A 14,447-nucleotide genomic window follows, 5' to 3' on the forward strand; every position below is an offset into this window, starting at 1 on the left:
GTGTTGAAATGTTCCGCAAATTGCTCGACCAAGGTCAAGCAGGCGATAACGTTGGTATCTTGTTACGCGGTACAAAACGTGAAGAAGTTGAGCGCGGCCAAGTATTGGCTAAGCCAGGTTCAATCACTCCACATACTCACTTTACAGCCGAGGTTTATATCTTGGGTAAAGATGAAGGTGGTCGTCATACTCCATTCTTTAACAACTATCGTCCACAGTTTTACTTCCGTACTACGGACGTAACTGGTTCAATCGAGTTGCCAAAAGACAAAGAAATGGTGATGCCTGGTGATAACGTTTCGATTACCGTAAAACTCATCGCTCCAATCGCGATGGAAGAAGGTTTACGTTTTGCGATCCGTGAAGGTGGCCGTACTGTTGGCGCTGGCGTGGTTGCAAAGATTTTGGCTTAAGTAGTAAGTTTTAATTAGTAAAAATATTTAGCGGTTTGCTAACCGGTGACATCAGTGCTGCTGATGTCACCGAGCTCTTTAGATGTATAACGTGGCAGCACCACAACGCTCTTTGGAATTAATATGCAAAACCAAAAAATTCGTATTCGCCTTAAAGCATTTGATTACCGTTTAATCGACCAGTCTGCAGCTGAAATCGTTGATACAGCTAAGCGTACTGGTGCAGTTGTTAAGGGTCCAGTTCCTTTGCCAACCCGTATTGAGCGTTTTGATATCTTGCGTTCACCACACGTGAACAAGACATCCCGTGATCAGTTAGAGATCCGCACCCATCTCCGTTTGATGGATATAGTTGATCCTACAGAGAAAACTGTAGATGCTTTGATGAAGTTAGACCTTCCAGCAGGCGTGGACGTTGAAATTAAGTTGCAGTAATTTGTTGTTTCCAGCCTTTTTGCTTGTCAAGACTGGGTTTTCGGGATAGAATCTAAGGCTTCGCTCAATTATTTGGGCGATAATCTTAGTTTTATCAGCACTAAAAACGTTGTAAGTTATTGATTTAGAAGTACTTTTACTTGTAAATCACTTAAATTAATTTTGCCGACCAATCGAAGTCGGCGTGGAGCATGAATATGAGCTTAGGCTTAATCGGCCGCAAGGTCGGCATGACCCGTCTATTTACGGACGAAGGGGACTCAATCCCTGTGACCGTAATTGACGTGAGCGACAACAGAATCGCTCAAATCAAGACCCAGGCAACTGATGGCTATGATGCTATCCAGTTAGCACATGGCACACGTAGAGCTACTCGCGTTACTAAAGCAATGGCTGGTCACTTCGCCAAAGCTGGTGTGATGGCAGGTAACGGCCTCAACGAATTCCAATTAGATGCAGCAAAAATTGCAGAAATGACACCAGGACAAGTTATTCCTGCTGACACTGCATTTACTGCTGGCCAGAAAGTGGACGTACAAGGCGTGTCTATCGGTAAGGGCTACGCTGGTACCATCAAGCGTTATCACTTCGCTTCTGGTCGTGCATCCCACGGTAACTCACGCTCACATAACGTACCTGGCTCTATCGGTATGGCGCAAGATCCAGGTCGAGTTTTCCCTGGTAAGCGCATGACCGGTCACTTGGGTGACGTTACACGTACAGTTCAAAATTTAGTCATCGCACGCATTGATGCAGAACGTAATCTCATCATGGTTAAAGGCGCTATTCCAGGTGCCCCAGGCGGTAAAGTTATTGTTACTCCAGCGGTTAAAACACCGCTGAAGAAGAAATAAGGAGAGCGATTATGGAACTTAAGCTTCTCCAAGACAACGGTACTTTAGGTGCAGGCGTACAAGCCTCACCGGAAGTATTCGAACGTGAATATAACGAAGCATTGGTACACCAGGTTGTTGTGGCCTACCAAGCAAATGCACGTAGCGGTAACCGTGCACAAAAAGACCGTGAGCAAGTTAAGCACACAACCAAGAAACCTTGGCGTCAAAAAGGTACGGGTCGTGCACGTGCTGGTATGAGCTCTTCCCCGCTGTGGCGTGGAGGTGGTCGTATATTCCCGAATTCTCCAGAAGAGAATTTCAGCCAAAAAGTAAACAAGAAAATGTACCGCGCCGGCATGAGATCTATTTTGTCTCAGTTAGCACGCGAAGGTCGTTTGAATGTAGTTGATCAATTTTCTCTTGACGCTCCAAAGACTAAAGTTTTAGCTGACAAAGTTAAAGCTATGGGATTGGATTCAGTCTTGATTATTGTTGATCAGGTTAGCGAGAATTTGTACTTGGCATCACGTAACTTGCATAAGGTTGCTGTATGTGAGCCACAGCACGCTGATCCGTTAGCTTTGGTTCAATACAAAAAAGTATTGGTAAGCAAAGCTGCGATCGCAAAAATTGAGGAGTTGCTGAAATGAGCCAAGTCCGTAAAAATGATCACAACCTAATGAGGGTTCTGCTTGGACCGGTTATCTCTGAAAAAGCCACTATGGTTGCAGAGAAAAACGAACAAGTAGTTTTCCAAGTAGCTCGCGACGCAAATAAACTCGATGTAAAACAAGCGGTTGAATTGCTCTTCAAAGTGCAAGTTGATTCTGTTCAGATCGTGAATCAAAAGGGTAAGCCTAAGCGCTATGGCCGTTTTGAGGGTCGTCGTGACCACACTAAGAAGGCCTACGTAAGCTTGAAGCCAGGTCAAGAAATTAACTTTGAAGCGGAGGCGAATTAATCATGCCTTTGATGAAGACAAAACCGACCTCACCAGGTCGTCGTTCAATGGTCAAGGTGGTAAATCCTGACCTGCATAAAGGTAAACCTTTTGCAGCGTTGGTAGAGCCACAATTCCAAAAAGCGGGTCGTAACAATAATGGTCACATCACTACCCGTCATAAAGGTGGCGGTCATAAGCATCACTATCGTGTTGTTGATTTCAAACGCAACGACAAAGATGGTATTCCAGCAAAAGTTGAACGCTTGGAATACGATCCAAACCGTAGTGCAAATATTGCATTGATCGTGTTTGCTGATGGTGAGCGTCGCTACATTCTTGCTGCAAAAGGGATGACTGTTGGTCAGGCATTGATGAGTGGCTCAGAAGCCCCAATCAAGTCTGGTAATAACTTGCCAATTCGCAACATTCCGGTTGGTAGCACGATTCACTGTGTAGAAATCATGCCGGGTAAGGGTGCTCAAGTAGCACGCTCGGCCGGTGGTTCAGCAGTATTGTTGGCCCGTGAAGGTGTATACGCTCAAGTGCGTTTGCGCTCAGGCGAAGTGCGCCGTGTTCTGATTGAGTGCCGCGCCACTATTGGTGAAGTTGGCAACGAAGAGCACAGCTTGCGTGTTATTGGTAAAGCTGGTGCAAATCGCTGGCGTGGTATTCGCCCAACCGTTCGCGGAGTGGCAATGAACCCAGTAGATCACCCACATGGTGGTGGTGAAGGTAAAACTGGTGAAGGCCGTGTACCAGTATCTCCATGGGGCACTCCAACTAAAGGTTATCGTACACGTCGTAACAAGCGTACAACATCGATGATCGTTCAACGTCGTCAAAAGCGTTAAGCGATTAAGGAAAAATAGATATGACACGTTCAGCTAAAAAAGGCCCATTTTGCGAAGCCAGCTTGGTAAACAAGGTTGAAGTCGCACAAGCCAACAAAGACAAAAAGCCGATCAAAACTTGGTCACGCCGTTCAACAATCCTCCCAGACTTTATTGGTCTGACGATTGCTGTGCATAACGGTCGTCAACATGTTCCGGTTTATGTATCAGAAAACATGGTGGGTCATAAGTTAGGCGAATTTGCCTTGACCCGTACTTTCAAAGGTCACGCTGCTGACAAGAAAGTAACGAAGAAGTAAGGGGATGATGATGGAAGTTAAAGCTATTCACAAGAGCGCCCGCATTTCTGCGCAAAAGACACGTTTGGTCGCAGACCAAATTCGTGGTTTGCCAATTGCACGCGCATTAAACATTTTGAATTTCAGCCCCAAGAAAGCTGCCTTCATTGTGAAAAAAGTGGTTGAGTCTGCAGTGGCCAACGCTGAACACAATAAAGGCGCTGATATTGATGAGCTCAAGGTTTCAACAATTATTGTTGATAAAGGTACTTCCTTGAAGCGCTTCACAGCACGCGCTAAGGGTCGTGGTAATCAAATTGAAAAACAAACATGTCACATTACCGTGACCTTGAGTAACTAAGGAAAGATATGGGACAAAAGATAAACCCAACCGGATTCCGACTCGCGGTAACGAAGAATTGGACATCACGTTGGTATGCAAACAATACTGACTTTGCGAAGATGTTGAAAGAGGACGTAGATGTCCGCATCTATCTCAAAAAGAAGTTGAAGAATGCATCCGTAAGTAAAGTTGTGATTGAGCGTCCTGCAAAGAATGCCCGCATCACCATCTATAGCTCACGTCCAGGCGTTGTAATCGGTAAAAAAGGCGAAGATATTGAAGTGCTCCGCCGCGAATTGCAAAAGCGTATGGGTGTTCCAGTTCACGTGAACATTGAAGAAATTCGTAAGCCAGAAGTTGACGCGCAATTAATTGCCGACTCAATTACTCAGCAGCTTGAAAAACGTATCATGTTCCGTCGTGCGATGAAGCGTGCAATGCAAAATGCAATGCGCCTTGGCGCGCAAGGTATCAAAATCATGTCATCAGGTCGTTTGAATGGTGCTGAGATCGCTCGTCGCGAATGGTATCGCGAAGGTCGTGTTCCACTTCATACATTGAAGGCTGATATTGATTACGCAACATCAGAAGCTGAAACTACATACGGCATCATTGGTGTAAAAGTTTGGGTATACAAAGGCGACACATTGGGTCGTGGTGCAGAAGCTCAAGTGGTTGCTCCATCAGCTGAACCAGCTGCCGAAGAAAAGAAAACTCGTCGTGCCCCAAGCAAGACAGCTGCTCGTAAACCAGCTGCTGGCACAGACAAGCCATTAGTTGCTGCTAAGCCAGCAGTAAAGCGTGTGCGTAAGGTTGAAACACCTGCCGCAGATACGCAGAAGTCAGGAGAGTAAGCATGCTACAACCAAAGCGTCGCAAGTATCGTAAGGAACAAAAAGGTCGCAACACTGGCGTGGCAACACGTGGTAGTTCCGTAGCCTTTGGTGACTTTGGATTGAAGGCCGTTGGCCGTGGTCGTTTGACTGCTCGTCAAATCGAGTCAGCACGTCGTGCAATGACTCGTCACATTAAACGTGGTGGCCGTATTTGGATTCGCATTTTCCCAGATAAGCCAATTTCACAAAAACCTGCTGAAGTACGTATGGGTAACGGTAAAGGTAATCCAGAGTACTACGTAGCTGAAATTCAACCAGGCAAAGTGCTCTACGAGATGGACGGTGTTGATGAGCAATTGGCGCGCGAAGCTTTCAAGCTTGCTGCCGCTAAGTTGCCTTTACAGACCACTTTCGTGATTCGCCACTTAGGTTGATCGGGATAGAGATTATGAAAAATACAGAATTAGCTTCAAAAGATCTGACAGCTTTAAATGCAGAGTTAACCGAGTTGCTCAAGACCGGTTTCAAGCTCCGCATGCAAAAAGGCACTCAGCAACTCACAAATACCAGCCAATTGGGTAAAAATAAGCGCGACATCGCTCGTGTGAAGACTTTTATCGCCCAAAAGACTGCACAGAAATAAGGAAAAAGGGATATGACAGAATTATCTAAACCCTTGCGCCGCACCCTCGTGGGCCGTGTTGTTAGCGACAAAATGCAGAAAACTGTGACGGTGTTGGTTGAGCGTCAAGTTAAGCATCCAGTGATTGGTAAGTACGTTGGCCAGTCCAAAAAGTACCATGCTCATGACGAAGCTGGCACATACAAGATGGGTGATACCGTTGAAATTGCTGAATCTAAGCCAATTTCACGTACTAAATCTTGGGTTGTGACCCGTTTGGTTGAGGCTTCAAAGGGTATTTAAAGAAATATTGGGGATTTTGGTGAAGATTCTTCCCAAATCCCTTTTTTTCGTAGTAGAATAGAAGGCTTCTCTGGTTTTATTGGAGAAGCAGTGTTTTTCATTAATTCCGGGTTTTAGCTCTCGTTAAAGCCCATAGACGGAACCAAGACTGTTTGCCTTTGGCCAATAAGTTGGGGATTAGAAATGATACAAACCGAAAGTAGATTACAGGTTGCCGATAACACAGGCGCCAGTGAAGTGTTGTGCATCAAGGTATTGGGCGGCTCTAAGCGTCGTTACGCCAGTATCGGTGATGTCATCAAAGTCAGCGTTAAGTCTGCTGCTCCACGTGGCCGTGTTAAAAAAGGTGACATTTATAACGCCGTAGTTGTGAGAACTGCTAAGGGTGTTCGCCGTCCAGATGGTTCATTGATTAAGTTCGATGGCAACGCTGCGGTATTGCTCAACGCTAAGTTAGAGCCAATTGGCACACGTATCTTTGGACCAGTGACGCGCGAGTTGCGTACTGAAAAGTTCATGAAGATCGTTTCTCTCGCCCCCGAAGTTATTTAAGAGGCTGATATGAAAAAGATTCGTAAAGGTGATTCCGTAGTTCTGTTGACTGGCCGCGATAAGGGCAAGCAAGGAACTGTTACAGCCGTTCTCGAGAACAAGTTAGTGATCGAAGGCGTAAATATTTATAAAAAGAGCGTTAAGCCAAATCCAGCAGCCGGTGTTACTGGCGGCATGATTGACAAGACGATGCCTGTTCACATTTCTAATGTGGCTGTGGTTGACGGTAACGGCAAGCCATCACGTGTTGGTATCAAACTCGTGGATGGTAAAAAGCAACGTTTCCTCAAAACCACTGGCGCAACTTTAAGCGCATAAGGGGCACGGAGAAATTATGAGCACACGTTTTCAAGAACACTATCAAGCAAAAGTTGTTGCAGATTTAATCGCCAAATTTGGTTATAAGTCTGTAATGGAAGTTCCACGTATCACTAAGGTAACCCTGAACATGGGCTTGGGTGATGCAGTGAACGACAAGAAAATTATCGAAAATGCAGTTGGTGATTTAACTAAAGTTGCGGGCCAAAAGCCAGTTGTAACTAAAGCGAAAAAAGCGATTGCAGGTTTCAAAATTCGCCAAGGCTACCCAATCGGTGCAATGGTGACATTGCGTGGTGCACGCATGTACGAATTTTTGGATCGTTTCGTAACTGTTGCATTGCCACGCGTACGTGACTTCCGCGGTATCTCTGGTAAAGCATTTGACGGCCGTGGTAACTACAACATCGGCGTTAAAGAACAGATCATTTTCCCTGAAATCGAATACGATAAAATTGATGCCCTCCGCGGTCTCAACATCAGTATTACGACGACTGCTAAAACCGACGAAGAAGCAAAAGCTTTGTTGGCGGCATTCAAATTCCCTTTCCGCAATTAAGAGGCTAACGTGGCAAAACTATCCCTAATTGAGCGCGAGAATAAGCGCGCAAAAACTGTAGAGAAGTACGCTGTAAAGCGTGCCGAACTCAAAGCGATCATTGCTGATCAATCACGCAGCGATGAAGAGCGCTATGAAGCTCGCTTAAAACTACAGGCACTTCCACGTAACGCAAGCCCGATTCGTCAAAGAAATCGTTGTTCATTAACCGGTCGACCACGTGGCACATTCCGTAAATTCGGATTGGCTCGTAGCAAGATTCGTGAAATCGCCTTCCGTGGCGAAATCCCCGGTTTAACCAAGGCCAGCTGGTAAGCGGCGAAAGAATTAGGAGAACTCATGAGTATCAGCGATCCAATCGCCGACATGTTGACAAGGATCCGCAATGCGCAAGCAGTGCAGAAACCCGTAGTCTTGATGCCGTCGTCAAAAGTAAAAGTAGCCATCGCAAAAGTTTTGCAAGATGAAGGCTATATCGAAAGTTTTGAAATCAAAGGTGAAGCAGCTAAGCCAGTGCTCCATATTGATCTCAAATACTATGCAGGCCGTCCTGTTATTGAGCGTATTGACCGTGTATCAACACCAAGTCTACGCATCTATAAAGGTCGCCATGACATTCCAGAAGTAATGAATGGCTTGGGCATTGCAATTATTTCAACCCCTCAAGGCGTAATGACAGACCGTAAAGCACGTGCAACAGGCGTGGGCGGCGAAGTTATTTGCTACGTAGCTTAAGGAGCGAAATATGTCCCGCGTAGGTAAATCACCAATTACAGTTCCTAAAGGCGCTGAGATCAGCATCAACGGTGCAAACGTAACTGTTAAGGGTCCATTGGGCACTTTGACACACAACTTGCATCCTTCTGTTGGTTTGAAACAAGAAGATGGCGTATTGACAGTTGTTTTAAATAACAACTCACCAGAAGCTGGTGCACAGTCAGGTACAGCCCGTGCTTTGGTTAACAACATGGTTGTTGGCGTAACTGCTGGCTTTGAGCGCAAGCTCAGCTTAGTAGGCGTTGGTTACCGTGCTGCTGCTCAAGGTGAAACATTGAAGTTGCAGTTAGGTTTCTCACACGACATTATTTACAACCTACCAAAGGGTGTAAAAGCTGAGACTCCATCGCAAACTGAAATCATTATCAAAGGTTCCAACAAGCAGCAAGTTGGCCAGGTCGCAGCTGAAGTTCGCGCATACCGTTCACCAGAGCCATACAAAGGCAAGGGTGTTCGCTACGTGGATGAGGTTGTGCATCTGAAAGAAACTAAGAAGAAGTAAGCGAGATTAGAAAATGAATAAAGACGAATCCAGACAAAGACGCGCTAGGCAGACTCGTATTCGCATTGCCGAAGCATTGGCAAATCGCTTAACAGTTATCCGTAGCAATACTCATATTTCTGCTCAGGTTTATAGCCCATGCGGAACCAAAGTTGTAGCAGCCGCTTCAACAATGGAAAAAGATTTGCGCCAAGCGATCAAAAACGGCGGCAACGCTGAAGCTGCAAAACAAATCGGCAAATTAGTTGCTGAGCGTGCTGTTAAGGCAGGCATTGTTGATGTTGCATTTGATCGCTCCGGTCATCGTTACCACGGCCGTATTAAGGCCTTAGCTGAAGCTGCGCGTGAAGCCGGCCTGAAGTTCTAATAGGGTTTAGGAAAAAACATGGCAAAAATGCAAACTAAGATGCAAAACGAAGAGCGTGATGATGGTCTTCGCGAGAAGATGATCGCTGTTAATCGTGTAACTAAAGTGGTTAAGGGTGGTCGTATTCTCGGCTTCGCCGCACTTACTGTAGTTGGCGATGGCGATGGCCGCATCGGCATGGGTAAGGGTAAATCTAAAGAAGTGCCAGTTGCTGTTCAAAAGGCAATGGATGAAGCTCGTCGCAAGATGATCAAAGTTACTTTACGTAAAGGCACTTTGCAGCACACCGTTACTGGTCAACATGGCGCGTCACGCGTTTTGATTTCCCCAGCTAAAGACGGTACTGGAATTATTGCTGGCGGCCCAATGCGCGCAATTTTCGACGTAATGGGTGTAACTAATGTGGTTGCTAAGTCACTTGGCTCTACAAACCCATACAACTTGGTTCGTGCAACCATTGATGGCTTGAGCAAGATGAGTACTCCTGCTGAGATTGCTGCTAAACGCGGTAAGTCAGTTGAAGAGATTCTCGGCTAAGACCAAAAGATTAGGAATCTACAAATGACAACAACTATCTCCAAAGTCAAACTGCAATTAGTACGCAGCTTGATCGGTACACGCGAAAGCCACCGTGCAACTGTACGAGGCTTAGGCCTTCGTCGCATCAATTCAGTTTCTGAATTGGAAGACACTCCAGCTGTTCGCGGCATGATTAATAAAGTTTCTTATCTAGTTAAAGTCGTTGGCTGATAACTAGCAAGTAAATAGGCGAAGAATATGCAACTCAACACAATTAAACCTGCAGAAGGCTCCAAGAAAAACCGTCGTCGCGTTGGTCGCGGTATTGGTTCTGGTCTTGGTAAAACTGCTGGCCGTGGTCACAAAGGTCAAAAATCCCGTTCTGGTGGTTTCCACAAGGTTGGATTTGAAGGCGGTCAGATGCCTATGTATCGTCGTTTGCCAAAACGCGGTTTCGTGTCTTTGACACGTCGTCACGTTGGTCAAATTACATTGAACGATTTAGCAAAAATCAATTTGCCAGAAGTGGACTTATTGGTATTGAAGGCACACGGCTTTGCTGGTGAGCAAATCAATGCAGTTAAGGTTATCAAGACTGGCGAACTCAAGATTGCTGTAACCCTCAAGGGTATTACAGCTACTGCCGGCGCAAAAGCAGCAATCGAAGCAGCTGGCGGCAAATTGGTTGAATTGGTTTAATAGGTCTTTTAGTAGATATGGCATTAGCACCTACCAATAACGCAAGCACTGCAGCAACAGGTGGCAAGTTTGGCGAATTACGCCAACGCTTAGTCTTCCTGGTGTTGGCTTTGCTCGTGTTCCGTTTGGGTGCTCATATTCCAGTCCCTGGAATCGATCCAGATCAATTAGCGCAGTTGTTCTCTGGCCAAAAAGACGGTATCTTGGGAATGTTCAACTTATTCTCTGGTGGCGCTTTATCTCGCTTCACTGTCTTTGCTTTGGGAATCATGCCGTATATTTCTGCATCGATCATCATGCAGTTAATGACGATTGTTGTGCCTTCTCTAGAGTCTTTGAAAAAAGAAGGCCAAGCAGGTCAACGCAAGATTACTCAGTACACGCGCTACGGCACTGTGTTCTTGGCTACATTCCAAGCATTAGGGATTTCTGTTGCTTTACAGGCTCAACCAGGTTTAGTTATTAACCCAGGTTTGATGTTTGAATTGAATACAGTAGTTACTTTGGTAACAGGCACAATGTTCTTAATGTGGTTGGGTGAACAAATTACTGAGCGTGGCTTGGGTAATGGCATCTCTATCATTATTTTTGGTGGCATTGTTTCTGGTTTACCAAATGCATTGGCTAGCTTGTTAGAGCTGGTTCGTACTGGCTCAATGAATATTATTTCTGCGCTTTTGATCGTTGTGATCGTTGCAGCAGTAACTTATTTTGTGGTGTTTGTAGAGCGCGGTCAGCGCCGTATCTTGGTGAACTACGCTAAGCGTCAAGTTGGCAACAAGATTTACGGTGGTCAGTCCTCTTATTTCCCATTGAAGTTGAACATGGCAGGCGTTATTCCTCCAATATTTGCTTCATCTATTATTTTGTTTCCCGCAACGATTGCTGGCTGGTTTACATCAGGCGAGCCAACCAATATGTTCAGCAGAATTATTAAAGACTTAGCAGCGACCTTAGCTCCTGGTCAACCCGTGTATACGATTTTGTACGCAGCTGCGATTATTTTCTTCTGTTTCTTCTATACCGCGTTGGTATTTAACAGTCGTGAGACTGCTGAGAACTTAAAGAAGAGTGGTGCCTTTGTTCCTGGTATTCGTCCAGGCGACCAAACAGCGCGCTACATCGATAAGATCTTGGTGCGCTTAACTCTGGCTGGTGCAATTTACATGGTTCTGGTTTGCTTGTTACCAGAATTCCTGGTCTTGAAGTACAACGTGCCGTTTTATTTCGGCGGTACTTCATTATTAATTATTGTTGTTGTTGCAATGGATTTCATGGCTCAGGTTCAGTCATTTGTCATGCAACAGCAGTACGGCTCTTTAATGAAGAAAGCCAACTTTAAGATGGGCGCTTAACTGAATGTCTAAAGACGATGTAATTCAGATGGCGGGAGAAGTTGTAGAGAATTTGCCGAACGCGATGTTTCGCGTGAAGCTGGAAAACGGACATGTGGTTCTAGGGCACATTTCCGGAAAGATGCGGATGCACTACATCCGTATTTTGCCGGGAGACAAGGTGACGGTGGAGATGACTCCTTACGACCTAACGCGCGCCAGAATCATTTTCCGCGCGAAGTAAAGATTAAGAAGTACCAATTTTTTTTAGAGGTGAGTTATGAAAGTTTTAGCATCCGTTAAGTGTATTTGCAGAAATTGCAAGATCATTAAGCGCAAACGCGTTGTTCGCGTGATCTGTTCTTCTGACGCACGTCATAAGCAGCGTCAAGGCTGAACTGGTTAATTAAGAGGAAATCTCATGGCACGTATCGCTGGGGTAAATATCCCAAATCATCAACATACTGTTATCGGTTTAACAGCAATTTTTGGCATTGGCACAACTCGTGCTAACAAAATTTGTCAAACCACAGGTGTTGCAATCAATAAAAAAGTTAAAGATCTTACTGACGCTGACTTGGAAAAGTTACGCGATGAAGTTGGTAAGTTCATCACTGAAGGTGACCTTCGTCGTGAAGTAACTATGAGCATCAAGCGTTTGATGGACTTAGGTTGCTACCGTGGCGTACGTCATCGTAAGGGCTTGCCCGTACGTGGTCAACGTACTAAGACAAACGCTCGTACCCGCAAGGGCCCGCGTAAGTCCGGCGTGCAACTGAAGAAATAATCAAGAAAGTTTATTGACATGGCAAAACAACAATCCGCTTCCGCCGCTTCACAGCGCGCTCGTAAGAAGGTTAAAAAGAACGTTGCTGACGGTATTGCACACGTTCACGCTTCTTTTAATAACACCATTATTACGATCACTGATCGTCAAGGAAATGCACTTTCATGGGCAACTTCCGGCGGCCAGGGTTTCAAGGGCTCACGTAAATCAACACCTTTTGCTGCTCAGGTAGCTGCAGAAGTTGCTGGTAAAGCAGCCGTTGAATGCGGTATTAAGAACTTGGAAGTTCAGATCAAAGGCCCAGGCCCAGGTCGTGAATCAGCAGTTCGTGCATTGAACTCATTAGGCATCAAGATCACTGAGATTCAAGACGTAACTCCAGTTCCACATAATGGTTGCCGCCCTCCTAAGCGTCGTCGTATTTAAGCTTGGAAGTTGGCAGTACAACAGTTTCAGTAGTTTTTTATTAAAGCCCACTGTTTGCCTGATTTAAAGGGCGAACTCACCGTCGGTCGTAAGGCTGCGGCAAAGAAAGGAAAGCATCGTGGCACGTTACTTAGGGCCTAAGGCCAAATTAGCACGTCGGGAAGGTACCGACTTATTTTTAAAGAGCGCTCGTCGCGCCCTGTCAGACAAGTGCAAGTTAGATACTAAGCCTGGTCAACATGGCCGTACATCTGGCTCAAGAACATCTGATTACGGTAATCAATTGCGTGAAAAGCAAAAGGTTAAGCGTATCTATGGCGTATTAGAGCGTCAATTCCGTCGTTACTTCGCAGAAGCTGAGCGTCGCAAGGGCAACACTGGCGAAACATTGCTCCAGTTGCTTGAGTCACGTTTAGACAATGTGGTGTATCGCATGGGTTTTGGTTCAACACGCGCTGAAGCACGTCAGTTGGTTTCTCACTGTGCAATTTTGCTCAATGGTAGCCCTGTCAATATTCCATCAATTCAGGTTAAGCCTGGTGATGTAGTTGCGATTCGTGAAAAAGCGAAGAAGCAAACGCGTATTACAGAATCACTCAATTTAGTCGGACAAATGGCAGCTGTTACTTGGGTTTCAGTTGACGCAGCTAAGCTCGAGGGAACATTTAAGCAAGTGCCTGACCGTGAAGATATTAGCGGTGAAATTAATGAAAGTTTGATCGTCGAATTGTATTCACGCTAATTAGGCACTCTCAAGGAAAAAATATGCAAACAAATTTGCTCAAGCCAAAGATTATTTCTGTTGAAGCGCTTACCGCCAACCAAGCTAAGGTTGTTATGGAGCCGTTCGAGCGTGGCTATGGCCACACACTCGGAAATGCATTACGTCGCGTACTCTTGTCCTCGATGGTTGGTTATGCGCCAACTGAAGTAGCTATTGCAGGCGTTGTTCATGAGTACTCCACTTTGGATGGAGTTCAAGAGGATGTAGTAAACCTCTTGTTGAACCTCAAAGGTATCGTATTTAAGTTGCAGTCACGTGATGAAGTCACTATCAATTTGCGCAAGGAAGGCCCAGGGGTTGTTACGGCAAAAGATATCGATTTGCCACATGATGTAGAAATCATGAACCCTGATCATGTGATCGCTCACTTGTCAGCTGGTGGTAAGTTGGACATGCAGATCAAGGTTGAAAAAGGCCGTGGTTATGTACCTGGTAACGTTCGTCAGTACAGCGACGAAGCTACTAAGATCATTGGTCGTATTGTGCTGGATGCCTCATTCAGCCCAGTAAGCCGTGTTAGCTATGCTGTTGAGTCTGCTCGTGTTGAGCAACGTACCGACCTCGATCGTTTAGTAATGACGATTGAAACAAACGGTGTGTTGTCTCCTGAAGAAGCAATTCGTCAAGCAGCTAGCATCTTGGTTGACCAATTAGTTGTATTCGCGGCTCTTGAGAGCAGCGAAGTTTCTGGTGATTTAGCACCAAGCCGCTCATCAATGGTTGATCCAATGTTGATGCGTCCGGTTGATGATCTCGAGCTGACAGTTCGCTCTGCAAACTGCTTGAAGGCTGAGAACATTTACTACATCGGTGACTTGATTCAACGTACTGAGAATGAATTGTTGAAGACGCCTAATCTGGGTCGCAAATCTTTGAATGAAATCAAAGATGTATTGGCTGCTCGTGGCTTAAGTCTTGGCATGAAACTCGAAAGCTGGCCTCCAGCTAACCTCGAGAAATAAT

Annotated in this window: 28 protein-coding genes and 1 pseudogene; all 29 read left to right on the forward strand. The window is 45.5% G+C overall.

Annotation, left to right across the window (positions count from 1 at the left end; all coding sequences use genetic code 11):
• A pseudogene (tuf, locus tag VC188_RS01655) lies at nt 1-413 on the forward strand (elongation factor Tu); the annotation flags it as partial.
• A 123-nt stretch (nt 414-536) separates the two neighbouring features.
• On the forward strand, nt 537-848 hold the full coding sequence (gene rpsJ / locus VC188_RS01660; RefSeq protein ID WP_011901899.1) for a 30S ribosomal protein S10: 312 nt from the start codon (nt 537-539) through the stop codon (nt 846-848).
• Between the two features lie 197 nt (nt 849-1,045).
• Nucleotides 1,046-1,702, forward strand: a complete 657-nt coding sequence (gene rplC / locus VC188_RS01665; RefSeq protein ID WP_011901900.1) for a 50S ribosomal protein L3 — start codon at nt 1,046-1,048, stop codon at nt 1,700-1,702.
• 11 nt (nt 1,703-1,713) lie between these two features.
• Entirely contained in the window at nt 1,714-2,334 is a 621-nt protein-coding gene (gene rplD / locus VC188_RS01670; protein ID WP_011901901.1) for a 50S ribosomal protein L4, read from the forward strand.
• Nucleotides 2,331-2,645 (forward strand): 50S ribosomal protein L23, encoded by a 315-nt coding sequence (gene rplW, locus VC188_RS01675; protein WP_072582065.1) that lies wholly within the window; start codon nt 2,331-2,333, stop codon nt 2,643-2,645. The genes rplD and rplW overlap by 4 nt, the downstream gene beginning before the upstream one ends.
• 2 nt (nt 2,646-2,647) lie before the next feature.
• Complete coding sequence (gene rplB / locus VC188_RS01680; RefSeq protein ID WP_215321274.1) at nt 2,648-3,478, forward strand: 50S ribosomal protein L2; 831 nt, start codon at nt 2,648-2,650, stop codon at nt 3,476-3,478.
• A gap of 20 nt (nt 3,479-3,498) precedes the next feature.
• On the forward strand, nt 3,499-3,777 hold the full coding sequence (rpsS, locus tag VC188_RS01685) for a 30S ribosomal protein S19 (protein WP_046329379.1): 279 nt from the start codon (nt 3,499-3,501) through the stop codon (nt 3,775-3,777).
• 7 nt (nt 3,778-3,784) lie between these two features.
• Entirely contained in the window at nt 3,785-4,117 is a 333-nt protein-coding gene (gene rplV, locus VC188_RS01690; RefSeq protein ID WP_202816811.1) for a 50S ribosomal protein L22, read from the forward strand.
• A gap of 8 nt (nt 4,118-4,125) precedes the next feature.
• Nucleotides 4,126-4,953, forward strand: coding sequence for a 30S ribosomal protein S3 (rpsC, locus tag VC188_RS01695; protein WP_215321275.1), 828 nt, complete (start codon nt 4,126-4,128; stop codon nt 4,951-4,953).
• Between the two features lie 2 nt (nt 4,954-4,955).
• Entirely contained in the window at nt 4,956-5,369 is a 414-nt protein-coding gene (gene rplP, locus VC188_RS01700; protein ID WP_011901907.1) for a 50S ribosomal protein L16, read from the forward strand.
• Between the two features lie 14 nt (nt 5,370-5,383).
• Nucleotides 5,384-5,578, forward strand: a complete 195-nt coding sequence (rpmC, locus tag VC188_RS01705; RefSeq protein WP_215362451.1) for a 50S ribosomal protein L29 — start codon at nt 5,384-5,386, stop codon at nt 5,576-5,578.
• Nucleotides 5,579-5,590: 12 nt separating this feature from the next.
• The gene (rpsQ, locus tag VC188_RS01710; protein ID WP_011901909.1) at nt 5,591-5,860 is read left to right on the forward strand and encodes a 30S ribosomal protein S17; all 270 of its coding nucleotides are present in this window, start codon (nt 5,591-5,593) and stop codon (nt 5,858-5,860) included.
• 183 nt (nt 5,861-6,043) lie between these two features.
• Entirely contained in the window at nt 6,044-6,412 is a 369-nt protein-coding gene (gene rplN, locus VC188_RS01715) for a 50S ribosomal protein L14 (protein WP_072582069.1), read from the forward strand.
• A 9-nt stretch (nt 6,413-6,421) separates the two neighbouring features.
• Nucleotides 6,422-6,730 carry a 50S ribosomal protein L24 gene (gene rplX, locus VC188_RS01720; RefSeq protein WP_011901911.1) on the forward strand — a complete coding sequence of 103 codons (309 nt, stop codon included), beginning with the start codon at nt 6,422-6,424 and terminating at the stop codon, nt 6,728-6,730.
• Between the two features lie 16 nt (nt 6,731-6,746).
• Nucleotides 6,747-7,289: a 50S ribosomal protein L5 gene (rplE, locus tag VC188_RS01725; protein WP_046329383.1), complete on the forward strand. Its 543-nt coding sequence runs from the start codon at nt 6,747-6,749 to the stop codon at nt 7,287-7,289.
• A gap of 9 nt (nt 7,290-7,298) precedes the next feature.
• Nucleotides 7,299-7,604 (forward strand): 30S ribosomal protein S14, encoded by a 306-nt coding sequence (rpsN, locus tag VC188_RS01730; protein ID WP_011901913.1) that lies wholly within the window; start codon nt 7,299-7,301, stop codon nt 7,602-7,604.
• 24 nt (nt 7,605-7,628) lie between these two features.
• Nucleotides 7,629-8,024, forward strand: coding sequence for a 30S ribosomal protein S8 (gene rpsH / locus VC188_RS01735; RefSeq protein ID WP_011901914.1), 396 nt, complete (start codon nt 7,629-7,631; stop codon nt 8,022-8,024).
• Nucleotides 8,025-8,034: 10 nt separating this feature from the next.
• The gene (rplF, locus tag VC188_RS01740; RefSeq protein ID WP_215321277.1) at nt 8,035-8,568 is read left to right on the forward strand and encodes a 50S ribosomal protein L6; all 534 of its coding nucleotides are present in this window, start codon (nt 8,035-8,037) and stop codon (nt 8,566-8,568) included.
• Nucleotides 8,569-8,581: 13 nt separating this feature from the next.
• Nucleotides 8,582-8,935: a 50S ribosomal protein L18 gene (gene rplR / locus VC188_RS01745; protein WP_046329386.1), complete on the forward strand. Its 354-nt coding sequence runs from the start codon at nt 8,582-8,584 to the stop codon at nt 8,933-8,935.
• An 18-nt stretch (nt 8,936-8,953) separates the two neighbouring features.
• Nucleotides 8,954-9,472: a 30S ribosomal protein S5 gene (gene rpsE, locus VC188_RS01750; RefSeq protein ID WP_011901917.1), complete on the forward strand. Its 519-nt coding sequence runs from the start codon at nt 8,954-8,956 to the stop codon at nt 9,470-9,472.
• 24 nt (nt 9,473-9,496) lie between these two features.
• A complete protein-coding gene (gene rpmD / locus VC188_RS01755) occupies nt 9,497-9,685 on the forward strand; it encodes a 50S ribosomal protein L30 (protein WP_216154302.1) in 189 nt (62 codons plus the stop codon).
• Between the two features lie 27 nt (nt 9,686-9,712).
• Nucleotides 9,713-10,153, forward strand: a complete 441-nt coding sequence (rplO, locus tag VC188_RS01760) for a 50S ribosomal protein L15 (protein ID WP_071464448.1) — start codon at nt 9,713-9,715, stop codon at nt 10,151-10,153.
• Between the two features lie 17 nt (nt 10,154-10,170).
• Complete coding sequence (gene secY / locus VC188_RS01765) at nt 10,171-11,508, forward strand: preprotein translocase subunit SecY (RefSeq protein WP_215321279.1); 1,338 nt, start codon at nt 10,171-10,173, stop codon at nt 11,506-11,508.
• Nucleotides 11,509-11,512: 4 nt separating this feature from the next.
• On the forward strand, nt 11,513-11,731 hold the full coding sequence (infA, locus tag VC188_RS01770) for a translation initiation factor IF-1 (protein WP_068320132.1): 219 nt from the start codon (nt 11,513-11,515) through the stop codon (nt 11,729-11,731).
• A gap of 36 nt (nt 11,732-11,767) precedes the next feature.
• Nucleotides 11,768-11,884, forward strand: a complete 117-nt coding sequence (rpmJ, locus tag VC188_RS01775; protein WP_012357167.1) for a 50S ribosomal protein L36 — start codon at nt 11,768-11,770, stop codon at nt 11,882-11,884.
• A gap of 24 nt (nt 11,885-11,908) precedes the next feature.
• Nucleotides 11,909-12,274 (forward strand): 30S ribosomal protein S13, encoded by a 366-nt coding sequence (rpsM, locus tag VC188_RS01780; RefSeq protein ID WP_071464450.1) that lies wholly within the window; start codon nt 11,909-11,911, stop codon nt 12,272-12,274.
• Between the two features lie 18 nt (nt 12,275-12,292).
• Nucleotides 12,293-12,700 carry a 30S ribosomal protein S11 gene (gene rpsK / locus VC188_RS01785; protein WP_011901923.1) on the forward strand — a complete coding sequence of 136 codons (408 nt, stop codon included), beginning with the start codon at nt 12,293-12,295 and terminating at the stop codon, nt 12,698-12,700.
• A 118-nt stretch (nt 12,701-12,818) separates the two neighbouring features.
• Nucleotides 12,819-13,442: a 30S ribosomal protein S4 gene (gene rpsD, locus VC188_RS01790; protein WP_215321280.1), complete on the forward strand. Its 624-nt coding sequence runs from the start codon at nt 12,819-12,821 to the stop codon at nt 13,440-13,442.
• Nucleotides 13,443-13,465: 23 nt separating this feature from the next.
• The gene (locus tag VC188_RS01795; protein ID WP_215321281.1) at nt 13,466-14,446 is read left to right on the forward strand and encodes a DNA-directed RNA polymerase subunit alpha; all 981 of its coding nucleotides are present in this window, start codon (nt 13,466-13,468) and stop codon (nt 14,444-14,446) included.
• Nucleotide 14,447 lies beyond the last annotated feature (1 nt).

The sequence above is a fragment of the Polynucleobacter sp. MG-28-Ekke-A2 genome, from assembly GCF_035012985.1.
Classification (GTDB): Bacteria; Pseudomonadota; Gammaproteobacteria; order Burkholderiales; family Burkholderiaceae; genus Polynucleobacter.